The following is a 21,840-nucleotide window of genomic DNA, read 5'->3' as shown; positions in this document are numbered from 1 at the left end:
CCTCCCCCGGAGCCGTAGGGCGAGGTCGGCGGGGTGGTGCTGGGTACACCCCGCCCGGGTGGCGAAACGGCTGACGCCCGGGGGCGCCACCGGATGAGACTGTCTGCGGAGCGGGTCCGGCAGGAGGGCCCGACGAGGGGAGACGGGCCGGGATGAACGTGATGCAGGGACGGATGAGGGCCGCGATGCTGGCCTCCGGGCGCGGACTCGTGCTGTCGGTCGCGAGCCTGGTCACTTCGATCACGCTCTTCGTCCTGGCCGTGGTCTCGATCGTCTTCATCGTGCTGGGCGTCGGCCTGTTCACCACCCCCTACGTGCTGGATCTGGTCCGCGAGCACGCCAACCGGCGCCGGCTGCTCGCGGCCACCTGGTACGACATCCGCATACCGGTCCCGTACCGCCCCTTCCCGAAGGATCTGCGTACCGGGTTCACCGGACGGGTGGAGCGGACCACGCTGATGCTGAAGGACCCGGCGACCTGGCGTGACATCCGGTGGCTGCTGGTCGACATGACGGCCGGCTATGTCGTGGCGACGCTGGCCGCCGGGCTGCTCATCTACCCGGTGGAGGGTGTCGTGCTGGCGGCCGGGCTGTGGCGGGTCTTCACCGACGACCGCTACTGGTACGGCTTCGTCCCGGTCAGCAGTCAGGCGACGGGCCTGGCCGCCGCGGCGCTCGGTGCGGCGCTGTTCGCGACCGGGGTGCTGGTCAGCGAGCGGCTGCTGCGCCTGCACTTCGTGATCGCCCGCGCGATGCTGGCCCCCACCCAGGAGGAGGACCTGGCCCGGCGCATCGACCGGCTGACCGAGACCCGGCACGAGGCCGTGGACACCGCGGCCTTGGAACTGCGGCGCATCGAGCGCGATCTGCACGACGGCGCGCAGGCCCGGCTGGTCGCGATGGGCATGAGTCTGGGCGCCGTGGAGGCGCTGATCGAGAAGGACCCGGCGCAAGCAAAAAAGCTCCTGGCCATGGCCCGGGAGTCGTCGGCCGAGGCGCTCACCGAGCTGCGCGACCTGGTCCGGGGCATCCACCCGCCGGTCCTGGCCGAGCGCGGACTCGGGGACGCGGTCCGGGCGTTGGCGCTGCGGATGCCCTTCGCGTCGGAGGTCGACGTGGCGCTGGGCGGCCGGATGGACGCCGCGGTCGAGTCGGCGGCGTACTTCGCGGTGAGCGAGACGCTGACGAATGCCGCCAAGCACGCGGGGGCGGATCGCGTCTGGGTGGACATCCACCACGAGAACGCCACGCTGCGGGTCTCCGTCACCGACAACGGCCGGGGCGGTGCGACGGTCGGCGGCGGCTCCGGACTGAGCGGGATCGAACGCCGGCTCGGTACATTCGACGGCATCATGGCCGTCAGCAGCCCCGCGGGCGGTCCCACCATGGTGACCATGGAGATCCCTTGCGAGTTGTCCTAGCCGAAGATCTCTTCCTGCTGCGCGACGGCCTGGTCCGCCTGTTGGAGGCGTACGACTTCGAGATCGCGGCAGCCGTCGAGAGCGGTCCCGAACTGACCCGCGCCTTCGCCGAGTCGGAGCCGGACGTCGCGGTCGTCGATGTCCGGCTGCCGCCGTCGCACACGGACGAGGGCCTGCAGTGCGCGCTGGCGGCCCGGCGGGCCAGGCCGGGGCTGCCGGTGCTGGTGCTCTCCCAGCACGTGGAGCAGCTGTACGCGCGCGAGCTGCTGGCGGACGGCAACGGCGGCATCGGCTATCTGCTCAAGGACCGGGTCTTCGACGCCGAGCAGTTCGTCGACGCGGTGCGCAGGGTCGCGGCGGGCGGCACCGCGATGGACCCGCAGGTGATCTCGCAGTTGCTGTCGCGGCGCTCGCAGGACAAGCCGATGGGCATGCTCACCCCGCGCGAGCTGGAGGTCATGGAGCTGATGGCGCAGGGCCGTTCGAACGCGGCGATCGCCTCGCAGATGGTGATCACGGAGCGGGCGGTGGCCAAGCACACCTCGAACATCTTCGGGAAGCTCTCCCTGCCGCCGTCCGACGACGACAACCGCCGCGTCCTCGCGGTGCTCGCCTATCTCGACCGGGGCTGAACAGCGGACGGCCGTGCGACCCCCGGCCAGGGGGGGGCGCACGGCCACCGGGTCACGGCGTGGTGCTCAGGTGCAGCGTCGTCGCCCCGAGGCGCGGTGCCGCCCGGGCTTCCAGCACCTTCACCCGTACCGAGGTGGCGGTGACGGGCGTGGCCAGGGACAGGATGCGCCGGTGGCCGATGGTCGTGCCCTCGGCGATCCGCTGCCAGCTCCCGCCGACGCGGGCCTCGACGGCGGACTTCTCCACCCGCTGCCCCTCAGTCGTTGAACCAGCCCGGCACATCGAGCCGGAACGCACCCTCGGGCACCATCGCGCGCAGGTCCGCCTCCATCGCGCGCACCCGGTCCGCGCCGAGCACCTCGACCCAGCGGGCGCGCGTCCGATCGAAGCCCTCGGCGGACCTGACCAGGACATCCACGCCCCGCGCGGTCAGCCGGACCAGCTTGCGGCGGCCGTCGCGGGGGTCGTCGACGCGCTCCACGTATCCGAGCCCTTCGAGCTTCTCCACGGTCTTGCCGGCGGCCTGCTTGGAGACCCCGAGCCGGCGGCCGATCTCGCTGGCGGTCGCCCCGTCGCGGCCGACGGCCTGGAGCGCGTAGCCGTACGCGGGGCGGACGTCGGCGTGCCCCTGTTCGGCCAGCTCACGGTGCAACTCGTCGATGATCGACCGGAATCCGGCGAACAGCAGCATGGGCAGCTCGAAGCCCGCCGCGTCCCGCCCGGACGCCTCCGCCCGCCGCTCAGCCATTGCGAAACTCGACAACCTGGTTTACTTTTTCGTCAATCACGTTGTCGATTTTAGCCCGGCGGCCACCAGGAGAGATCAGCCATGCCCGTGCCCGCGTTCCCCGACCACACCCTCGAATCCGCCCCGGCCGCCGCCCGCCGCACCATGACTGCGGTGGCGGCGAAGCAGGGCTGTCTGCCCTCCGCCGTCGCCCGGCTCGCCACCTCACCGGAGCTGCTCGACAGCTTCCTGAAGGCGAGCGCCGTCTTCGAGTCCACCACCCTCGACCCGCTCTCCCGCGAGGTCCTGATCATGACGATGGCGACCGGCAACGACTGCCACGTCTGCGTGGCGATGCACACCGCGAAGCTCACCGCACTCGGCGCGGACCCCGAGTTGATCGCGGCCCTGCGCGAGCGGCGGGCGCTGCCGGACGAACGGCTGGAGGCGGTAAGGGAGTTCACCCTCGCCGTGATCGCGACGGCCGGCGCCGTGGACGACGCGACGCTCCAGGCGTTCCTGGCGCACGGATACACCGCCCGCAACGCGCTGGAGGTCGTCCTCGGCATCGGTACGTACACGATGTCGACGCTGGCCAACCGGATGACCGGGGCGCCGGTCGATCCCCAGCTCGCCGCCTTCGCCTGACCGCCGCCGTCCGGCCGCCGCGCGCCCGGCTGCCGCCCCGTCATGCGGCCGAACAGCTGGTTCGGCACAAATCGCCGTACGCCCCGTTGCCCGCCCCCGCACCCGTCATTAACGTGCGCACCGCACGCACTTGTTGTCGCATGCACCACCATGAACAACACCGAGGAGTGCGGATCATGACGGAGACCTCCCTGCCCTTCAGCTCCTCCCGGCCGACCAGACGTACTGTGCTGGGCACCGCCGGAGCCATCGGCGCCGCCGCCGCGTTCGGGGCCGCCGCCCCCGCGCACGCCACCGCTTCTCCGGCCGCTCCGGCCCGCGACCTCGCGCCCGCGCACGAGGCGCTCGGCCGTCTGCTGCCGGACCACGCCGGGCAGTTCCGGCTCAGCGCCCTTCCCAGGAGCGAAGGCGCCCCCGACCGCTTCCGGGTCACCGGCACCACCGGGCGGATCGAGATCGCCGCCACCACCGCGGCCACCGCGCTGACGGGGGCGCACTGGTACCTCAAGTACACCTGCGACGCCGTGATCTCGTGGTCCGGCAGCCGTACCGCACTGCCCCGCCGGCTGCCCGCTCCCCGTACCCCCGTCGAGCGCTCCGCGACCGTCCCCCACCGGTTCGCCCTCAATGACACCCACGACGGCTACACCGCCCCGTACGCCGACTGGCCGCGCTGGGAGCGGATGCTCGACGTCCTGGCCCTGCACGGCTGCAACGAGGTCCTGGTCACCGCCGGTCAGGAGGCCGTCTACCACCGGCTGCTCCAGGACTTCGGCTACAGCGACACCGAGGCCCGCACCTGGCTGCCCGCGCCGTCCCACCAGCCGTGGTGGCTGCTCCAGAACATGAGCGGATACGGCGGCCCGCTCGGCCCCGAACTGATCGCCCGCCGCGCCGAGCTGGGCCGGCTCATCGCCGACCGGATGCGGGAACTGGGCATGGCGCCGGTGTTCCCCGGCTACTTCGGTACCGTCCCGGACGGCTTCGCGGACCGCAATCCGGGGGCCCGCACCGTCCCGCAGGGCACCTGGAACGGGCTGCGCCGGCCCGACTGGCTCGATCCCCGCACCCCCGTCTTCGCCGAGGTGGCCGCCGCCTTCTACCGGCACCAGGAGCAACTGTTCGGCCCGGCCGGCCACTTCAAGATGGATCTGCTGCACGAGGGCGGCAGCGCCGGTGACGTCCCGGTGCCGGACGCCGCCCGCGCCGTCGAGTCGGCCCTGCGGAACGCGCACCCCGGCGCGACCTGGGTGATCCTCGGCTGGCAGGCCAATCCCCGGCCCGCGATGCTGGAAGCGATCGACACCGGCCGGCTGCTGATCGTCGACGGCCTCTCCGATCTCGACACCGTCACCGACCGGGAGAAGGACTGGGGCGGAGCCCCGTACGCCTTCGGCACCATCCCGAACTTCGGCGGCCGTACGACGATCGGCGCCAACACCGACCGCTGGACGGAGAAGTTCACGGCCTGGCGCGACAAGCCGGGCAGCGCGCTGACCGGCACGGCGTACATGCCGGAGGCGGCCGAGCGCGATCCGGCGGCGTTCGAGCTGTTCAGCGAGCTGGCCTGGCGCAGCGAGAAGGTGGACCGGGAGGCGTGGTTCCGGGCGTACCCGAGGTTCCGCTACGGCGGCCGCGACCGTTCGGCGGAGGCGGCGTTCGCCGCGCTGGCCGCCACGGCGTACCGGCTGACGAGCACCGACGGCCGCCCCGTCGACTCGCTCTTCTCCCGCCGGCCGAGCATCACCGCCTCCGTCAGCACCGCCTTCGAACCGGCCGGTTTCGACCGGGCGTTCGCGGCGCTCCTCGACGTACGCCCGTCGCTGCGCGACTCGGACACCTACCGCTACGACCTCACCGATCTGGCCCGGCAGGCGCTCGCCGACCGCTCCCGGACCCTGTTGCCGCAGCTGCGGGCCGCCCAGGCCGACAAGGACGTGGCCCGGTTCCGGGTGCTCGCCGCGCTCTGGCTGAAGCTGATGCGGCTGACGGACACGGTGTCGGGCTGCCACCGGGCCTTCCTGCTGGGGCCGTGGCTGGAGGACGCCAAACGGCTGGCGACGAGCCCGGCGGAGGCGGTGCGGCTGGAGTGGACGGCCCGCACCCTGATCACCACCTGGGCGGACCGGACGGCCGCCGACAACCTCAGCAACTACGCCAACCGGGACTGGCACGGGCTGATGGGCGAAGTCCATCTCCCGCAGTGGCAGGCGTACTTGGACGAGCTGACCGACGCGCTCACGGAGGGCCGGGCGGCGAAGGCGTTCGACTGGTACCCGGGCGAGGAGGAGTGGACCCGGCGGACCGACGTCCATCCGGTACGGGCGACGGGCGATTCCCACCGCACGGCGCGGCGGGTCTTCGAGACCCTGTCCACCGCCCCGTACCAGGGCACCGTCACGGTCTCGGCCGATCCGGTGACGTTCGCCCCGGGCAGCACCGGCACGGTGACGGCCGCCTTCCGCAATCTGAACGGCCTGCGGTCCACCGGCCGGGTCGACTTCGCGCTCACCGGCCTGGACGCCACCGCGACGGGCGGCACCTCCCTCGACGGGGTCGCGGCGGGCGGCTCCGGTTCGGTGGACTGGCGGGTCACCGCCCCGTCCGAGCCGCTGACCGCGCCACTGGTGCCGATGCCGTACGAGCTTGGCACCGCGTACGGGCCGCGCGGCGAGGACCGGGTGACCGATCTGCGGCGCGGCGCGGTGTACCTGGCGGCGCCGCTGGAGCCGGGCTGGCGCACGTACACGTCGAACGCGGCGGTCTTCGGGGAGCTGGACGGGCGGTTCGCGATCAACGGGGCGGGCCAGGACCTGTGGAAGGGCACCAGCCAGTTCGGCACCGCGTACCGGGAGGGGACGTGGTCCGACGGAGCGGAGGTGGTCGTCCGGGTCGACGCGCAGGAGAACACCGGGGGCTGGGCGCGTTCGGGGCTCGTGGTGCGCAACAGCCTCGCGGCGCCGGGCTCCGCGGGGTTCCTGAATCTGGCGGTGACGCCGTCCAACGGTGTGGTCCTCTCGTACGACACGAACGGCGACGGCACCCTGGACACGTACCGGCGGATCACCGGGATCAAGGCCCCGGTGATGCTCCGGCTGACCCGGACCGGGGACGGATGCACGGGCTCCTGTTCCACCGACGGCGGGGCGAGCTGGCGGACGGTGGGCACGGTCGCCGCGCCGGGGACGGCGGCGGTCCAGGACGTGGGGATCTTCATGACCGCGACGAACGGCGGGAGCGGGCTGCGCGGCACGGTCGGGTTCAGCGGGTGGCAACTGCGGTGAGGCGGCAGCCCGTTGAGCCGTGCGCGGACGGGCCGGGGTGACCGTCGCACGATTCGCCCGGCAACCGCGCCGAGGACAACCGACTGCCGCGCCGCACCGGCGCCGTCCGGGCGCACCTGAGCGGCGCGGCGCGTCGGGCTACGAGTACACCCCCGTGCGGCTTGTTACCGTACGCAGCCGGCCAGGCACCCGGGGAACACGGCCGTCCACGGGGCAAGTCCTGGCCATGGCCGGGGCGCCAGCAGACGCCTTCGGAGAGCATCCGCCGACTGCCGTCAGCTGAGCCCGGTCACGCCGACGTCACGCCGCGGTGATGCCCCGCACCTGACGATGGCTGGTGCAGGCAAGCTCAAACCCGCTTCCACACGCAAGGAATCCACCATGATGAGAAGCATTCGCCAAGGAATTCCCCGCCTGATCGGCGTGTCGAGCTTGGTCGCGGCGATGGCCGGCGGGGTCGGCGCAGTCGGCGCGACAAGTGCTACAGCGGCGCCCCAGGCCGTCCCGTCCGTAATCGTCTGCACTCAGTCCCAACCCCCGACCTGCTTCGACACAGCCACCGGCAACGTCCTCCAGCAGGGCGCACAGACCGGTGGCACCGGCAACGTCCTGCAACAGGGCGCGCAGACCGGACGAGGCAGCGGCAACGTGCTCCAGCAGGGGGCACAGACCGGACAAGGCACCGGCAACGTCCTGCAACAGGGCGCGCAGACCGGACGAGGCACTGGCAACGTGCTCCAGCAGGGTGCGCAGACCGGCCCCGGCACCGGCAACGTCCTCCAGCAGGGCGCACAGACCGGACGAGGCACCGGCAACGTCCTCCAGCAGGGCGCACAGACCGGCCCCGGCACCGGCAACGTCCTCCAGCAGGGCGCACAGACCGGACGAGGCACCGGCAACGTCCTGCAACAGGGTGCACAGACCGGTGGCACCGGCAACGTGCTCCAGCAGGGCGCACAGACCGGGCGAGGCACCGGCAATGTCCTGCAGCAGGGCGCACAGACCGGCCCCGGCACCGGCAACGTCCTCCAGCAGGGCGCACAGACCGGCCCCGGCACCGGCAACGTCCTCCAGCAGGGCGCACAGACCGGGCGAGGCACCGGCAATGTCCTGCAGCAGGGCGCACAGACCGGCCCCGGCACCGGCAACGTCCTGCAACAGGGCGCACAGACCGGCCCCGGCACCGGCAACGTCCTCCAGCAGGGCGCACAGACCGGCCCCGGCACCGGCAACGTCCTGCAACAGGGCGCACAGACCGGCCCCGGCACCGGCAACGTCCTGCAACAGGGCGCACAGACCGGCCCCGGCACCGGCAACGTCCTCCAGCAAGGCGCACAGACCGGACAAGGCGGCGGCAACGTCCTCCAGCAAGGCGCACAGACCGGACAAGGCGGCGGCAACGTCCTCCAGCAAGGCGCACAGACCGGACAAGGCGGCGGCGACGTCCTGCAGCAAGGCGCACAGACCGGACAAGGCGGCGGCGACGTCCTGCAGCAAGGCGCACAGACGTGACCTCTGTCGCGTGCTGACCACGCCAAACCGACCGAACTCGGTAACGCGAACCCGCCACTGGACGACAGTGGCGGGTTCGCCAACTCCGTGCTACGGGGCAGCTACGGGGATCCGCCACCGGGGCGCGACCGCTGCAGTTCGGACACCAGCCGGCGCAGCCGCGGTGTGGGGCGGAGTCCCAGCTCGTCGCTGAGCTGCTGCTCGTAGCGTTCGAAGTCGTACAGCGCCTCGGACCGGTTGTCCTCCGCCAGGTGGGCGCGGATCAGCGAAGCCTGACTGCTCTCCCGCAGCGGGTCCGCCTGGACAGCCGCATGGGCGGCCGTCACGGCCCAGGCGAACTCCTTCGTGTCGATGAAGGCTTCCGTCAGTGCCTCAAGGGCATGGAGCCGAAGCTGCCGCCATTGCTCCGCCTCCGGCAGCATCCACTCGTCGTACCAGCCGGGCAGCAGATCTGCGGACAGCTGGTCGACAGCCGCCGCATTGAGGTCGGGCTCCTCGGCCGGGACATGGGAATCGATGATGCGCTGGGCCAACGACCGAGCCCGGAACAGGTCGACTTCGACCTCCCGCGCGAGACGCACCTCGGCGGGGCAGATGTTCAGCGCCTGCTTCCCGAGGTCCTGGAGACGTGACAGTGCCGACCGCAGATTCGTGTTCGCGCCCTGCTCGGTCGCTTCGGGCCAGAGACTCCCGGCGACCAGAGTTCGGGGAACAGCAGCCCGGTATTGTAGCGCGATGAACGCCAGTAGTCGCTTCGAGCCGACTGGGACGGTCACTGGTTCATCGCCGACGACGATGTCGAAACCGCCGAGAAGAGAGATGCTCACGAACGGCCTGGGCCTGGTAGGCGGCGGCGAGAAAACGAGATCATATGAGCTCATGGCTTGTGATCGCGTAGGAGTCGGTCTACCCGGCGCCCGTCGACTGGCCGCGCCGTCTTTGCTGGGGGCCAGCGATCTGTACACCTCCCGCTTAGCCATGCTGCTCTACCCGCCGAGAGATGTCGAATTGTCTTGAATCGGGGCCGCGGAGGTGCCCTCCGGCCGCGCTTGCACGGGTAAGACGCACGGTTCCGGCCGACGGACGGTGGGCGCGGTCGCCGTGCCCCGCGCGGACGGGCCGGGGTGACCATCGCACGATTCGCTCGTTCTGCTGAACGTGCGTCCACTGCCAGAAGTACCTTCCGCAGCCGCCCCGACCGACGGGGAGCAGGCCGGGGCCGCGCTCGTCGAGCACTATCCGCGGCTGGTCCGGCTCGGCTATCTCGTGCTGCCGCCGTCGCTCGGCAGCCATCGCCGGGTGTTGAAGGCGCACGCGCTGGCCCAGAGGTGTCTGCTGTCCGGGCGGCGGGCGGGGGCCGGGGCCGGGGGCGGCGACCCGGTGCCGCGCGGGCCCGGCGGTGCGGCGGTGGTGGATCCGCCGTACGCGCTCGCCCGTCGGCGGGTGCTGCGGGCGGCCCTGGCGGCGGGCCGCCGCGCCCGGCTGCCTTCGCTCCTGCCGCTCGTATGGGGGCTGCGACTGTTCCCGCACTCCGGCGGATCGGACGGGCTCGCCCTGGAGAACGCCCTGTCGGCGCTCTCCGGTCCGGGCCGCGCCGCCCACGCCCTGCGTGGCCTGGAGGGGTTGACCGACGCGGAGGCCCGGCGGGTGCTCGCGGACGCCGGGGTCGCCGACCCGTACGCGGCGCTCGCCCAGGCGGCGGGCGTCCCGGTGCCGCACGCGCTCCTCGGCTCCCCCGAGTTCGACCCCTGTTCGCTCCAGGCCCGGCCGCCGGATCTGCTGCGCCGCCGCCGGCACGCGATGGCGGCGCTGACGGCGGTCGCCGCGCTGCTGGTGTGCGGGGCGCTGCTGGGGCTGCCGGGTCACGGCTGGGGGCGCGGCGCCGTGTCCGGGCCCCGGGACGGCCGGGAAACCGCCGCCGAACAGGCCCTGGATCCGGGCAGGTTGAGCCGGGTTTCCGCGACGTTCTGGCAGCGTTCGCCGCGTACCGACTTCACTTCCTGGCCCACCCGCGGCAGCCGTACCGGGGACACCCGGCTGCTGCGCCGCGCGCTGAGGGTCTGGGCGCGTCCGGACGGTGCGGTGCGTTCGTCGGCGACCCCGGGCACCCCCGTCGGGCCTCCGATGGGGGCGCCGCAACTGCTGTACGCGGGCGAGGTGGACCGGGTGACGGTGGTTCTGTTCCACGACGGGCTGCGCATCGTGCGGTACGCGGAGCCCCGGGACGGCGGCCGGGGCGGGGGCGCCGCGCTCGACTTCGCCCGGGTCGACGGTGCGGACCGGGCGACGGCCGCCGCGCTGATCGTGGCGCGGGGCGGCGACCGGATCCGCTATCTCACCGCGCCCTGGGTGAGTTCGGTGTCGGTGCGGGACCTGCTGGCGCCGGACGCCGGACGGCGGCCGCTGCCCCGCCGCGCCGACGGGGTGACCGCCGCGCTGAACAGCCCGGCGACGGCCCGCGACTGCCGTGTCTGGGAGGCGATCGAGGTCCGCGACGGCCCGGCGGCCCGGCTGATGGCGGACCTCGGCGAACTGGTTCCGGCCCGGCTCACCTCGGGCCCGCCGTCCGCGCCGCACGATGTCGCCGGGTGGGCGGAGCGGGACAGCTGGGCGCGGACCGCCTGCCTGCTGCCCGTGGTGCGTTCGCGCGGGGTGCGGTCGGTGAACTCCTGGCAGTACGCCGAGCAGTTGCTGCCCGAGGGGGGCGGTTCCGCGCGCTGGCTCTGCACCAGGGCGGAGACCTGGCGGGGTACCGGCAGCCGGGTCCTCGCCCAGTTCCAGGCCCCGTCGGCGCCGGCCGTCGCGACGGGCGGGCCGCCCGGGGCGGTCGCGGCCAGGGCCGAGGACTCCCCGGCCTGCGGGATGCGCGCCCCCCGGGTGCTGGCCGGGGTGCTGTGGAAGTCGCAGGGCGGCCGCTGGTACGTACTGGCGGCGGGCAGTGAGCAGTTCGCCTCGCTGACCGCGTCGGGCGGGGTGGAGGCGCGCTCCGACAGCCGCCTGCTCGCCGTGCCGGCCAGGGCGGGCGACCGGGCGCGGCTGAACGGGACGCTGGCGGACGGGAGTCGAGTGGGCGCGCTGCGCTGACGCCCCGCCCTCCTCGGCGTCAGGAATTCCTGGGCGTCAGGAATTCCGGAGCGTCAGGAATTCGTCGCACGCCTCTGTTCCGACGGCCTACCTCTCAGTACATTGACAATATGTCTAACACGCAGCCGGCGCCGGTCGCCTCGGAGCGGACGCCTCTCAAGGCGCGCAAGGTCTCCTTCGCCTGGGAGAAGACCCCCCTGCACTGGGTGCCGGGCGACCCGTTCACCACGCACACCATCAATGTGCTCCACCTCCTGCTGCCCGCCGGGGAACGCTGGTTCATCCACGTGTACCGGCAGGTGCTGCCGTACATCCACGACGAACAGCTGCGCCAGGACGTCATCGGCTTCATCGGCCAGGAGGCCGTGCACTCCCAGGCGCACGACGACGTCCTGCCCCGCCTGAAGGAGCTGGGGCTCGACCCGACGCCGTACACCGCGCAGGTCGACTGGTTCTTCGAGAAGCTGCTCGGCGACCGGACGCTGCCGCCGGGGCGGGCGCGCAAGTGGTGGCTGATGGAGCGGGTGGCGCTGATCGCGGCGATCGAGCACTACACCGCCTTCCTCGGCGACTGGGTGCTGAACGCCGACGAGCTGGACCGGCGTGGCGCCGATCCGATGATGCTGGACCTGCTGCGCTGGCACGGCGCGGAGGAGGTCGAGCACCGCTCGGTCGCGTTCGAGGTGTTCATGCATGTCGACGGCGGCTACCCGCGCCGGGCGCGCACCTGGGCCACGGCGTTCAGCGCGCTGGTCTTCCTCTGGCAGCGCGGCATCCGCTTCTTCATGGAGAACGACCCGAGCCTGCTCAACGGCAAGGGCTCGCTCAAGGAGTTCTACACCAGCGGCAAGCGCGGCACCCTGCCCGCCACCGGTGATCTGCTGCGTTCGGTGCCCCGCTATCTGAGCCGGGACTACCACCCCTCACAGGAGGGCAGCACGGCCCAGGCCATCGACTATCTCGCCCACTCGCCCGCGGCGACCGCCGCCGAGGCCCGTATGACGGGAACCAGCTGAACATGCCGCTCCCCCTGCCCCGCCTGCGCACCGTCGTCCTGGTTGCGGGCGCCGCACTGCTGGCCAAGCGCGCCCTGCGCCGCCGGATCCAGAACTCCCCGCTGTGGCCGCTGCCTGCCCTGGAGGAACCGATCTCGGGCCATTCCGAGCGGCGCACCACGGCCACCCGCCGGCTGCTGATCACCGAGCGGACCACCCCGGCCGAGGGCGTCGTCCAGCTCCGTCTCGAAGGGTCCGCCCTGCCGCCGTGGCAGCCCGGCGCGCACCTCGACCTGCTCCTGCCCTCCGGCCTGGTCCGCCAGTACTCGCTGTGCGGGGACCCGGCCGACCTCAGCACCTACACCATCGCGACGCGGCTGGTCGAGGACGGCCGCGGTGGCTCCCGCGAGGTCCACGCGCAGCTCCACGAGGGCGAGGAGGTGGAGATCCGCGACCCGCGCAACCGCTTCCCGCTCACCGACGCACCCGCGTACCTGTTCGTCGCGGGCGGCATCGGCATCACCCCGATCCTGCCGATGCTGCGGTCCGTCGCCGCCTCGGGCGCCGACTGGCGGCTGCTGTACGGCGGACGGACCCGCGCCTCGATGCCGTTCCTGGACGAGATCGAGAAGCTGGGCGCGGAGGGCGGCCGGGTGACCGTCGTCGCCGAGGACGAGGCGGGCCACCCGGACGCCGCGGCGGCCCTGGCGGACACGGTGGAGGGCACCGCCGTCTACTGCTGCGGCCCCGAACCCCTGATGGACGCGGTCGCCGCCGCGCTCCCGCCCAACCGCACCCTGCATCTGGAACGCTTCACGGCGGCGGCCGCGTCGTCGGCCGGCTCGGGCCCCTTCGAGGTCGAGCTGCGCCGCTCCGGCCGTACGGTCCAGGTGGCGGCGGACCAGTCGGTGCTGGCGGCGGTGCGCGAGGAGCTGAGCCACGTTTCGTACTCCTGCGAGCAGGGCTTCTGCGGTACGTGCCAACAGCGTGTCCTGGAGGGCGAGATCGACCACCGCGACGAACTCCTGACGGACTCGGAGCGGGACGACTCGATGCTGATCTGCGTGTCCCGGTGCCGGGGCGAGCGGCTGGTGCTGGACCTCTAGGGCCTTGCGGCGATCGGGGTGGGGAGAGGTGCCGGGCCGCCCGCCTCCTCTCCCCCGCCGCCCCACTCGGTACGCTGTCCACCATGACGACCGGGGTGCGGCGCAGGATGGGCGTCGAGGAGCGCAGACAACAATTGATCGGTGTCGCGCTGGAGTTGTTCAGTCACCGCGCCCCGGACGAGGTGTCGATCGATGAGATCGCGGCCGCCGCAGGGATCTCGCGGCCACTGGTCTACCACTACTTCCCGGGGAAGCAGAGCCTGTACGAGGCCGCGCTGCGGCGGGCCGCCGACGAGCTGGCGGCCCGGTTCGTGGAGCCCCGCGAAGGGCCGCTCGGGGCCCGGCTGCTGCGGGTGATGGGGCGGTTCTTCGACTTCGTCGAGGAGCACGGTCCGGGGTTCTCGGCGCTGATGCGGGGCGGGCCCGCGGCCGGGTCCTCGACGGCGAACGCGATGATAGACGGGGTGCGGCAGGCCGCCTGCGAGCAGATCCTGTCCCATCTGGGGGTCGAGGATCCCCCGGCACGGCTGGAGCTGGTCGTGCGTTCCTGGGTGTCGCTGGCCGAGTCGACGGCGCTGATCTGGCTGGACGGGCGGCGGATTCCGCGCGAGGAGCTGGAGTTGCAGCTGGTGCACGACTTCGCCGCGCTGGCCGCGGTGAGCGCCGCGTACAGCACGGAGACGGCGGGCATCGTGCTGCGGGTGCTCGGCCAGGAGCCGGCGGACGGGCCGTTCGGAGAGCTGCTGGACCGGCTCTCCGCCCTGGCCCCGGCCGTACCCGCTGTCCCCGCGCAGCGGCTGCTCTCGCCCCCTACATGAGCAGTTCGCCCTGGAGTGCGGCGGCCAGGCCGACCTCCGCGTTGTCCGCCCGGCCCCGTTCGAAGGCCCGCTGGTAGGCGACGTCGCCGACGGCCTCGCGGGCCTGGCGTTCGCATGCCTCGCGCAGCGGTTCCAGTTCCGGGGTGCCGCGTTGCGGTTGGCCGACCATGCGCCAGTACACCTGTCCCGTGCCGTACACCTGGGCGGCGCGGGCGCCCGCGCCCTGGGCGGCGATCGCCGCGGCCAGGACGTCCAGGCCCAGTGCGATGCCGAAGCGGTCGCGCATGCGGTGCTTGCCCGCGAGCATCGAGCGGGCGTGGGCGGCGGACGCGTGGGCATCGCCCTGCAGCAGGGCGATCAGGGCGAGCTGGTAGTCGACGTAGCTGCGGGTCCAGCACTCGTCCTGGGCCTCGCAGACCGCGCGCAGGACCGCGGCCGCCTCCGCCGCCTCGTCCAGCCGGCCGAGCCCGGTCAGGGCGAAGACCGTGATGAGCCGGCACCGCAGCCGGTAGGCCTTCTCCAGCGGGGTGGCGGTGCCGGTCGAGCGCAGGACCCGGTCGACCTCGCGCAGGCCCGCCTCGGGGCGGCCGGTCATCAGATCGGTGAGGCCGCACAGATAGGCGGCGGCGAGGATGCCCTCGTCGGTGCCGTCGCGCGCCGCTTCCCTGGTGCACTCGCGGCCCAGGCGGCGGGCGGCCGGGTAGTCGCCCTGGAGCATGACGGTGATGCCCAGCACCCACAGGGCGCGGGTGCGGTGGGGGCCCTCGGACGGTCCGGCGGCCAGGGCGCGGCGGGCGTATTCGCGGGTCTGCGGGAGGTGGCCGCAGCAGCACCAGAAGAAGCCGATCCGTCCGGCCATCTCCTGGGCGGCCGCGGTGTCGTGGGCCAGCAGGTGGTCCAGGGCGGCGCAGAGGTCGGCGTGCGCCTCGGCGATGCGGTGGTACCAGCTGATCTGGTCGTCGCCGGTCCAGCCGGCGTGGGCGTTGCGGGCCAGGCCGAGGAAGCAGGCGGCGTGCCGGTCGGCGGCGGCCCGTTCCTCACCGAGTTCGGCGAGCCACATCCGTCCGTACTCGCGGATGGTGTCGAGCATGCGGTGCCGTACGCCGTCCCGGCCGACGACGGACTTGGCGACCAGGCCGTTCAGCGCCCTGGTCACACCGTCCGGGGTGAGCGGCCCCCCGGCGCAGACCTCGCGGGCCGCGGCCTCGTCGAACTCGCCGCGCAGGACGGTCAGCCGGGCCCAGAGCAGCCTTTCCAGCGGGGTGCACAGCTCGTGGCTCCAGCCGATGGCGGTGCGCAGGGTGCGGTGGCGCGGTGGCCAGAGCGAGGCGTCGGCGGGTACGTCGAAGCGGCTCCTGATCCGTGCGGCGACCTGCTCGACGGTGTCCCGGCCGAGGGCCCCGGCCGCGAGTTCGACGGCGAGCGGAATGCCTTCGAGGCGGCGGCAGATCTCGGCGGCGGCCTCCGCGTTCCCCGGCTCGTCGAGGGCGAGGCCCGGGGCCGCCGCGGCCGCACGGTCCCGGAACAGCGTCAGCGCGTCGGCCGCGCCCTCGACGGGCAGCGGGTCGACCTCGACGGCCTGTTCGCCCTTGATGTTCAGGGGCTGCCGGCTGGTGGCGAGCACGGTGAGGCCGGGGGATGTCGTGAGGATCTCGCCGAGCAGGTGCGCGCAGGCGGGGCGCAGGTGCTCGCAACTGTCGAGGACCAGCAGCATCTCCTTGTCGACGAGCCATTCGCACAGCGCGTCGATGGGCGTGCGCAGGGTGTGGTCGGAGAGCCCCACGGCGTCGGAGACGGTCGCGATGAGCAGTCCGTCGTCGTGCAGCGGTGAGAGGTCCGCCCACCACGCGCCGTCGCGGTGTCCGGCCGCCGCCTGCCGGGCGGCGCGGACCGCGAGGCGGGTCTTGCCGACGCCACCGCTGCCGATGAGTGTGGTCAGCCGGTGCGTGGCGAGGGTGTGTTCGAGCCGGGCAAGTTCCGCTTTCCGTCCGACAAAGCTCGTGGTCTCCTCGGGGATGTTGCTCGCCATGGTCACCGTCGCTGAAACAGGTGGACCGGCCGGTCCCGGACCCTGGCTCCGGACGGCACAGGCATGCGGGGTGCCTGTGCCGTCCGGAGAGGGGCCGGGACCGGCCGGGGGGTGGGAGGGCGCGCCAGGGGTGCGGTGCTGCGGCATTCCCCGACGGCTGCTGCCTCCCAACCTAGCCCTGTTCTGGCTCAACTCAGGGAGAACACCGCCACCGTGCGTCCCGGGACGGTGAATCTTCCCGAACTCGCCTCATACGCGGACTTCTTGACAGTAGGATCCGCGCCCGCAGCCTGGACGGGGTGCAGTGCGTACTGCTTCCCCGCCAGTTCGGCGACCGTCTGGGTCTTTGCGCCGGGGGCCGCGTTGAGTACGATCACCAGCTTTCCGAGCCGCATGGTGATCACGCCCGGGGTCTCGTCCTTCCCGGAGAGCGGGAAGGACAGGGCGGACTGGACCTGCTCGGTGGTGGAGAGGCCGAAGTCCTGCTCCGTGGAGCGGATGGTGAGCAGGTCCCGGTACGCGGCGGACGCGCCGTCGATCTGTGCGCAGCCGGGGCCGGTCGCGGCGTCGGCCAGCAGTGGCTTCGCGTAGGACCACTTGGACTCGTTGTCGGCGGCCGGCGGCAGCCCGCGGCCGAAGCCGTTGCCGTCGCGGCAGTCCCAGTGCAGGGCGTTGAACCAGTCGCCGCTGTCGTACGAGTTGCGGTCCAGGGACTTGGAGCGCAGCAGGTCGGTGCCCGCCTGGGAGAGCGAGGGCCCCTGCGAGAGGGTGGCGGTCGCCATGGCCAGGACCTGCATGCGGGCCCGGTCGGCCGCCGGGGTGCCCGCCGGGAGCTTGAAGGCGAGCGCGTCGTACAGCGACTCGTTGTCGTGGGCGTCCGCGTAGGCGAGGGCGTCGCCGGGGGCCGCGGCGTATCCGGCGGGGGCGCCGTTGTAGTCGACGCCGGAGCCCTTGACCGTGCGGCCCGAGGAGTCGGTGAAGGTGTAGTCGGCGAGGTTGCCGGTGAGGCCGACCTTGATCAGGTCCTGGTAGTGGAGCAGCCGGGCCTTCTGCTCGGCCTCCGTCCCGTTGGCGGCGGAGGTGTTGGGGTCGGTGTAGAGGCCGGTGGCGAAGCCCTGTACGCCCGGGTCCTCGTCGAAGGGGCTGCCGCCGCGTACGGCGTCGCGGGAGCGGTCGGAGAAGGTGGCTGTGCCGGTACCGGCCATGTTCTTCTGGGTGGCCTGGACGAAGCGGGCGTCGTCGGCGATCTCACCGAAGTTCCAGCCCTCCCCGTACAGGATGATCTTCTTGCCGTCGACGCCGTCCTTCGCCACGGTCAGCGCGTCGAGCGCCTCGCGGACGGCGAGGATGTTGGCCTTGGGGTGGTGGCCCATCAGGTCGAAGCGGAAGCCGTCGACCTTGTACTCCTTGGCCCAGGTGACGACCGAGTCGACGACCAGCTTGCCCATCATGGTGTTCTCGGGCGCGGTGTTGGCGCAGCAGGTGGAGGTGGCGACGGTGCCGTCGTCCAGCAGCCGCTGGTAGTAGCCGGGCACGATCCGGTCGAGCACGGACTTGCCGTCCTGGCCGGAGGCGACGGTGTGGTTGTAGACGACGTCCATGACGGTGCGCAGCCCCGCGTCGTTGAGGCCCTGCACCATCTGCCGGAACTCGACGGTGCGCTTGGTGCCCTCCGGGTCGGAGGCGTAGGAGCCCTCGGGGACGGTGTAGTGCAGCGGGTCGTAGCCCCAGTTGAACCCGTCGTTCGCGGCGGCCTTCGTCACGCAGGCCTGCTGTTCCTCGGAGTCGGGGGCGTACACGGACAGGTCGCAGGCCGGCTTCTGCTGGGCGGACTTCTTCTCGGGGATGGTGCCGATGTCGAAGGCGGGCAGCAGATGGACGTAGCTGGTGCCGGCGTCCGCGAGCCGCTTGAGGTGCTTCATCCCGTCGGAGCCGGTGTCGGTGAAGGCGAGGTATTCGCCGGGGTGCTTCGAGGTGCGGTCCGCGATCGAGAAGTCGCGGATGTGCAGCTCCTGGATCTGGGCGTCGCGCAGCGGTACGGCGGCGGGCTTCTCCAGCCCGGACCAGCCCTTCGGCGCGAGGGACGGGTCGTCCAGGTCGACGACGAGGCTGCGCGCGGAGTCGGTGGTCAGGGCGGTGGAGTAGGGGTCGGTGACCTTGTTGGTGACCATCTTGCCGACGGTGGGCGCCCAGACGTCCACCATGTAGCGGTAGGGCCTGCCCTTCCAGTTCTTCGTGCCCGTGACGGACCAGACGCCGGTGCGGTCGTCGCGGCGCATCGGGACGCCGCGGCCGTCGAGTTCCAGGGCGACGGTGCGGGCGGTGGGCGCCCAGACCGAGAGGGTGGGGCGGCCGTCGCGGCCGAAGACCGGGCCGAGCGCGGCACCGGCCGCGTTCTTGCCGTACAGGTCGTCGAGCACGCCGGCGCTCTGCACGCCGGTGGCCGCGAGCAGGGCGCCGTCGGCGGCGCGCTGGGTGGCGATCAGCTGACCGCGCAGCGCCTCACGGACCCGGTCCCGGTCCCGGGCGTCGACGGTGAACGCCGGGTAGTCCTTGAGGTTCGGGTGCTTCGCCTTCTGTGCGTCGGTCAGCGCGGCGGGGGTGAGCCGCAGCCACTGGCCCTCGTCGGAGAGAGCCCCGTCGACGACGGAGATGGAGCCGTCCTCGGCGTAGACGAGCTGCTGGCTGGTGGCGTCGGTGGCCTTCACCTTCCATACGACGGTGTCGGCGTCGATCCACTGCGCCTCGGCCCTGGAGAGGTCGGGGGTGGGTACGCCGCCGGTCTGGGGCAGCAGATAGCCGGGCGTTGCGCCGAGCATCCAGACCTCGTGCCCGTAGGTGGCGAGGTCGAGCGACTGGTCGCTGGGGAGGTCCTTCTCGTCGCCCTTGTGCAGGATGTAGGAGAGCGAGGTGGCGCCGTCGGTGAGCGGCACCTCGAAGGTGACGCCGGAGGCGTCCTTCTTCACCGGCTGGAGGGGCTTCGCCCAGTCGGTGGGGTTCTTGGCGCCGGTCCAGGTGTGCAGCCCCCAGCCGTCGTAGTCGCCGTCGGGGCGGTAGTAGTGCAGGACGGCCTTGGTGGTGTCCTGCGGCGGGTAGGCGCCGTCGGGGGCCGTGTCGGCCTGGCCGTCCTCGCCCTGCTCGATCCAGACCTGTCCGGTCCTCGCGAGTTCGACGGTGCGCTGCGGCCCGTCGGCGGCGCCGTCCTTCTCGACGGTGTACGGGACGGTGACGGCGCCCTCGTCGAGCTTCAGCCAGGCGAAGGCCCCGTAGGCGTCGCGCCCGGTGAACTGCGCGGTGCGGTCGCCGGACTTGAGTGTCCAGCCCTCGTAGTCGCCGTCCGCGCGCTTGTAGTGGACGACGGCGTGGTCGCGCTGGACGGCCACCGGCTTCGGCTCGGCCGGGGCCTGTCCGGCGGTGGTCGCGGCGAGTGCGCTCGCGGTGCGTCCGGCGCGGTCGACGACGACCGCCTTGTAGCGCAGCGGGGTGCCGGCCGCGACCCTGCCGTCCAGGTGCTGGGTGACCTTGTACGGGGCGTGATCGGCGGAACCGAGCGTGACCCACTTGCCGTTGCCGGTCTGCGCGGCGAAGACGACGCGGTTCAGCCCGCCGCCGTCGACGTCGGCGGAGAGCTCGACGGTGCCGGTGGCCCCGGCGGCGGGCGCCTTCAGGGTGATGGCCGGCTCGGTGGCGGGGGTGCCCATCGGCTTCTCGGCGCGCAGCACGAGGCTGGAGAGGGCGGGGACGGTGACGGTGATCTTCTTGTCGGCGCCGCTGCGGAGGGTCGAGGAACCGCCGTACAGGGTACGGAAGTTCATGCCGGCCGATGCGGTGGGCAGCTCGACGGTCCTCGGGGCGGTGCCGTTGTTGGTGGCCACGAGGTACTCGTGGGGCTGCTCGGGGTCCGTGCGGGAGAAGGCGTGGACGGAGCCTTCCGCGTACCGCTCGGTCTGGACGCCGTCGCGCAGTGCCGGGTGCTTCCGGGTGAGTTCGGAGAGCGCGGCGATGTTCCGGTACAGGGGGTGCTTCGGGTCGTACGCGTCGGTGGCGTGGGTGCGGTCGGTGCCCAGTTCGTCGTCGTCGAGGTAGTCGGCGGTCTTCGAGGCGAACATGGTCTGGCGGGCGTCCTTGTCGCCGCCCGCGCCGGTGAAGCCCTGCTCGTCGCCGTAGTAGACGACGGGGTTGCCCCGGCCCAGGAACATCAGCTCGTTGGCGAGCTGGGCGCGCCGGACGAGTTCCGCGTCGCCGGCCTTCGGGTTGTCCTGCTTCAGGAACGTGCCGATGCGGCCCATGTCGTGGTTGCCGAGGAAGGTCACCTGTTCGTAGGCGTTGGCCTTGTCGGTGGTGTAGCGGTAGTCGTCGCCGAAGACGGCGGCGAGCTTCGAGGCCGGGGCGCCCCGGGAGGCGTACTGGCGTGCCGCTTCCTGGAACGGGAAGTCGAGCGTCGCGTCGAGCCGGCCCCGGGTGACGTAGGGCGAGGTGACGGCGGTGTCGGCGGAGTAGACCTCGCCGAACATGAAGAAGTCCTCGCGGCCGTGCTTGGCCGCGTAGGTGTCCAGGGCGGTCGCCCACTGGGTCCAGAAGTCCAGGTCGACGTGTTTGACGGTGTCGATCCGGAAGCCGTCGATGTCGAAGTCGCGGACCCACTTCTCGTAGATCTTCGCCATGCCGGTCACGACCTCGGGCCGTTCGGTCCACAGGTCGTCCAGCCCGGAGAAGTCGCCGTACTCGGCGGACTCGCCTGCGAAGGTCGAGTCGCCCCGGTTGTGGTACATCTCCGGGTCGTTGAGCCAGGCCGGGACCTTGTCGTCACCGGCGTTCCTCGGGGTGTACGGGAACGAGTCCGCGTCCACCTTCGCCAGGCCCTTGCTGTCGTCGAACGGGCGGCCGTCCTCGTCCAGGTACGGGTAGGCGCCCTTCGGCCGGTAGCCGTAGGTCTTCTCGGCGTAGTCGACGGTGTCGGCGGTGTGGTTGGTGATGACGTCGAAGAAGACCTTCATGCCCTTTGCGTGGGCCTTGTCGATCAGCTTCGCGAGGTCGGCGTTGGTCCCGAAGTGCGGGTCGACCCGGGTGAAGTCGGTGATCCAGTAGCCGTGGTAGCCGGCCGAGGCGTCCTTGCCGGTGCCCTGGACGGGGCGGTTCCTGAAGATCGGGGCGAGCCAGATGGCGGTGGTGCCGAGGCCCTTGATGTAGTCGAGCCTGTTGGTCAGGCCCTTGAGGTCGCCGCCCTGGTAGAAGCCCTTGTCCGTGGGGTCGTAGCCGGTCTCCAGGCGCGAACCGGTGAGCCCGCCGCGGTCGTTGGCGGTGTCGCCGTTGGCGAACCGGTCCGGCATGACGAAGTAGAACTGCTCGCGGGTCAGGTCGTGCCGGGCGGGCGCCTGGGCGAGCTTCGCGTCCGAGGGCGGGCCCGGAGGTCTCGGCGCGGCCGACGCGGTTGCCGCCGGGACGACGGGGAGGAGTGCCGCGCAGAGTGCGGCGACGGCTCCACGTCCGAGGGTGGAACGGGACACGGGCTGGGTCTCCTTGGGTGCGGGTGATGCTCTGGGGGCGGGCGGACCTGCCGGGGGCGGGGCGGTATCCACCCCG

13 protein-coding genes and 1 pseudogene are annotated in these 21,840 nt (G+C 72.4%); 9 read left to right on the top strand and 5 right to left on the bottom strand.

From position 1 onward, the window contains the following. The first annotated feature begins 152 nt into the window (after window positions 1–152). Together ACFYY7_RS03025 and ACFYY7_RS03020 are read left to right on the top strand one after the other, a co-directional pair. Entirely contained in the window at window positions 153–1,421 is a 1,269-nt protein-coding gene (locus ACFYY7_RS03025; protein ID WP_388656254.1) for a sensor histidine kinase, read from the top strand. Then, window positions 1,406–2,053 (top strand): LuxR C-terminal-related transcriptional regulator, encoded by a 648-nt coding sequence (locus tag ACFYY7_RS03020; protein ID WP_388656251.1) that lies wholly within the window; start codon window positions 1,406–1,408, stop codon window positions 2,051–2,053. Before ACFYY7_RS03025 ends, ACFYY7_RS03020 begins: the two co-directional genes overlap by 16 nt. A 52-nt stretch (window positions 2,054–2,105) precedes the next feature. On the opposite strand, the pseudogene ACFYY7_RS03015 reads toward ACFYY7_RS03020, so the two are convergent. Then, window positions 2,106–2,309: pseudogene (locus ACFYY7_RS03015) on the bottom strand (alpha-L-fucosidase); the annotation flags it as partial. A gap of 1 nt (window position 2,310) precedes the next feature. Continuing rightward, window positions 2,311–2,802 carry a MarR family winged helix-turn-helix transcriptional regulator gene (locus tag ACFYY7_RS03010; protein ID WP_388656249.1) on the bottom strand — a complete coding sequence of 164 codons (492 nt, stop codon included), beginning with the start codon at window positions 2,800–2,802 and terminating at the stop codon, window positions 2,311–2,313. An 81-nt stretch (window positions 2,803–2,883) separates the two neighbouring features. On the opposite strand from ACFYY7_RS03010, the gene ACFYY7_RS03005 reads away from it, so the two are divergent. The 3 genes from ACFYY7_RS03005 (at window position 2,884) to ACFYY7_RS02995 (ending at window position 8,225) form a co-directional block, all read left to right on the top strand. Beyond that, window positions 2,884–3,429, top strand: a complete 546-nt coding sequence (locus ACFYY7_RS03005) for a carboxymuconolactone decarboxylase family protein (protein WP_388656246.1) — start codon at window positions 2,884–2,886, stop codon at window positions 3,427–3,429. Between the two features lie 176 nt (window positions 3,430–3,605). Continuing rightward, window positions 3,606–6,713 (top strand): alpha-N-acetylglucosaminidase TIM-barrel domain-containing protein, encoded by a 3,108-nt coding sequence (locus ACFYY7_RS03000; protein WP_388656243.1) that lies wholly within the window; start codon window positions 3,606–3,608, stop codon window positions 6,711–6,713. Between the two features lie 381 nt (window positions 6,714–7,094). After that, entirely contained in the window at window positions 7,095–8,225 is a 1,131-nt protein-coding gene (locus ACFYY7_RS02995; RefSeq protein ID WP_388656240.1) for a hypothetical protein, read from the top strand. 101 nt (window positions 8,226–8,326) lie between these two features. Here ACFYY7_RS02995 and ACFYY7_RS02990 read toward each other — a convergent pair whose 3' ends face one another. Beyond that, the gene (locus ACFYY7_RS02990) at window positions 8,327–9,052 is read right to left on the bottom strand and encodes a BTAD domain-containing putative transcriptional regulator (RefSeq protein WP_388656237.1); all 726 of its coding nucleotides are present in this window, start codon (window positions 9,050–9,052) and stop codon (window positions 8,327–8,329) included. 331 nt (window positions 9,053–9,383) lie between these two features. Here ACFYY7_RS02990 and ACFYY7_RS02985 point away from each other — a divergent pair, with 331 nt between their 5' ends. The 4 genes from ACFYY7_RS02985 (at window position 9,384) to ACFYY7_RS02970 (ending at window position 14,228) form a co-directional block, all read left to right on the top strand. Continuing rightward, window positions 9,384–11,309 carry a hypothetical protein gene (locus tag ACFYY7_RS02985; RefSeq protein ID WP_388656234.1) on the top strand — a complete coding sequence of 642 codons (1,926 nt, stop codon included), beginning with the start codon at window positions 9,384–9,386 and terminating at the stop codon, window positions 11,307–11,309. Between the two features lie 110 nt (window positions 11,310–11,419). After that, window positions 11,420–12,325, top strand: coding sequence for a metal-dependent hydrolase (locus ACFYY7_RS02980; protein ID WP_388656232.1), 906 nt, complete (start codon window positions 11,420–11,422; stop codon window positions 12,323–12,325). 2 nt (window positions 12,326–12,327) lie between these two features. Then, a complete protein-coding gene (locus ACFYY7_RS02975) occupies window positions 12,328–13,410 on the top strand; it encodes a PDR/VanB family oxidoreductase (protein ID WP_388656229.1) in 1,083 nt (360 codons plus the stop codon). A gap of 83 nt (window positions 13,411–13,493) precedes the next feature. After that, window positions 13,494–14,228, top strand: coding sequence for a TetR/AcrR family transcriptional regulator (locus ACFYY7_RS02970; protein WP_388656226.1), 735 nt, complete (start codon window positions 13,494–13,496; stop codon window positions 14,226–14,228). On the opposite strand, the gene ACFYY7_RS02965 is transcribed toward ACFYY7_RS02970, so the two are convergent. Both ACFYY7_RS02965 and pulA read right to left on the bottom strand, forming a co-directional pair. Then, on the bottom strand, window positions 14,221–16,257 hold the full coding sequence (locus ACFYY7_RS02965) for an ATP-binding protein (protein WP_388656223.1): 2,037 nt from the start codon (window positions 16,255–16,257) through the stop codon (window positions 14,221–14,223). The two genes, ACFYY7_RS02970 and ACFYY7_RS02965, sit on opposite strands and share 8 nt — an antisense overlap. 188 nt (window positions 16,258–16,445) lie before the next feature. Beyond that, window positions 16,446–21,764: a pullulanase-type alpha-1,6-glucosidase gene (gene pulA / locus ACFYY7_RS02960; RefSeq protein WP_388656220.1), complete on the bottom strand. Its 5,319-nt coding sequence runs from the start codon at window positions 21,762–21,764 to the stop codon at window positions 16,446–16,448. Window positions 21,765–21,840: the final 76 nt, after the last annotated feature.

It is taken from the genome of Streptomyces sp. NPDC001933 (genome assembly GCF_042890955.1).
GTDB lineage: Bacteria > Actinomycetota > Actinomycetes > Streptomycetales > Streptomycetaceae > Streptomyces.
This window is presented reverse-complemented; position numbering and strand designations above follow the sequence as displayed.

Bases quoted from the DNA above. Each gene is read 5' to 3' on its own strand.
- ACFYY7_RS03025 (WP_388656254.1), top strand. From the start codon at position 153: ATGAACGTGATGCAGGGACGGATGAGGGCCGCGATGCTGGCCTCCGGG.
- ACFYY7_RS03010 (WP_388656249.1), bottom strand. From the start codon at position 2,802: ATGGCTGAGCGGCGGGCGGAGGCGTCCGGGCGGGACGCGGCGGGCTTC.
- ACFYY7_RS03005 (WP_388656246.1), top strand. From the start codon at position 2,884: ATGCCCGTGCCCGCGTTCCCCGACCACACCCTCGAATCCGCCCCGGCC.
- ACFYY7_RS03000 (WP_388656243.1), top strand. From the start codon at position 3,606: ATGACGGAGACCTCCCTGCCCTTCAGCTCCTCCCGGCCGACCAGACGT.
- ACFYY7_RS02995 (WP_388656240.1), top strand. From the start codon at position 7,095: ATGATGAGAAGCATTCGCCAAGGAATTCCCCGCCTGATCGGCGTGTCG.
- ACFYY7_RS02980 (WP_388656232.1), top strand. From the start codon at position 11,420: ATGTCTAACACGCAGCCGGCGCCGGTCGCCTCGGAGCGGACGCCTCTC.
- ACFYY7_RS02975 (WP_388656229.1), top strand. From the start codon at position 12,328: ATGCCGCTCCCCCTGCCCCGCCTGCGCACCGTCGTCCTGGTTGCGGGC.
- ACFYY7_RS02970 (WP_388656226.1), top strand. From the start codon at position 13,494: ATGACGACCGGGGTGCGGCGCAGGATGGGCGTCGAGGAGCGCAGACAA.
- ACFYY7_RS02965 (WP_388656223.1), bottom strand. From the start codon at position 16,257: ATGGCGAGCAACATCCCCGAGGAGACCACGAGCTTTGTCGGACGGAAA.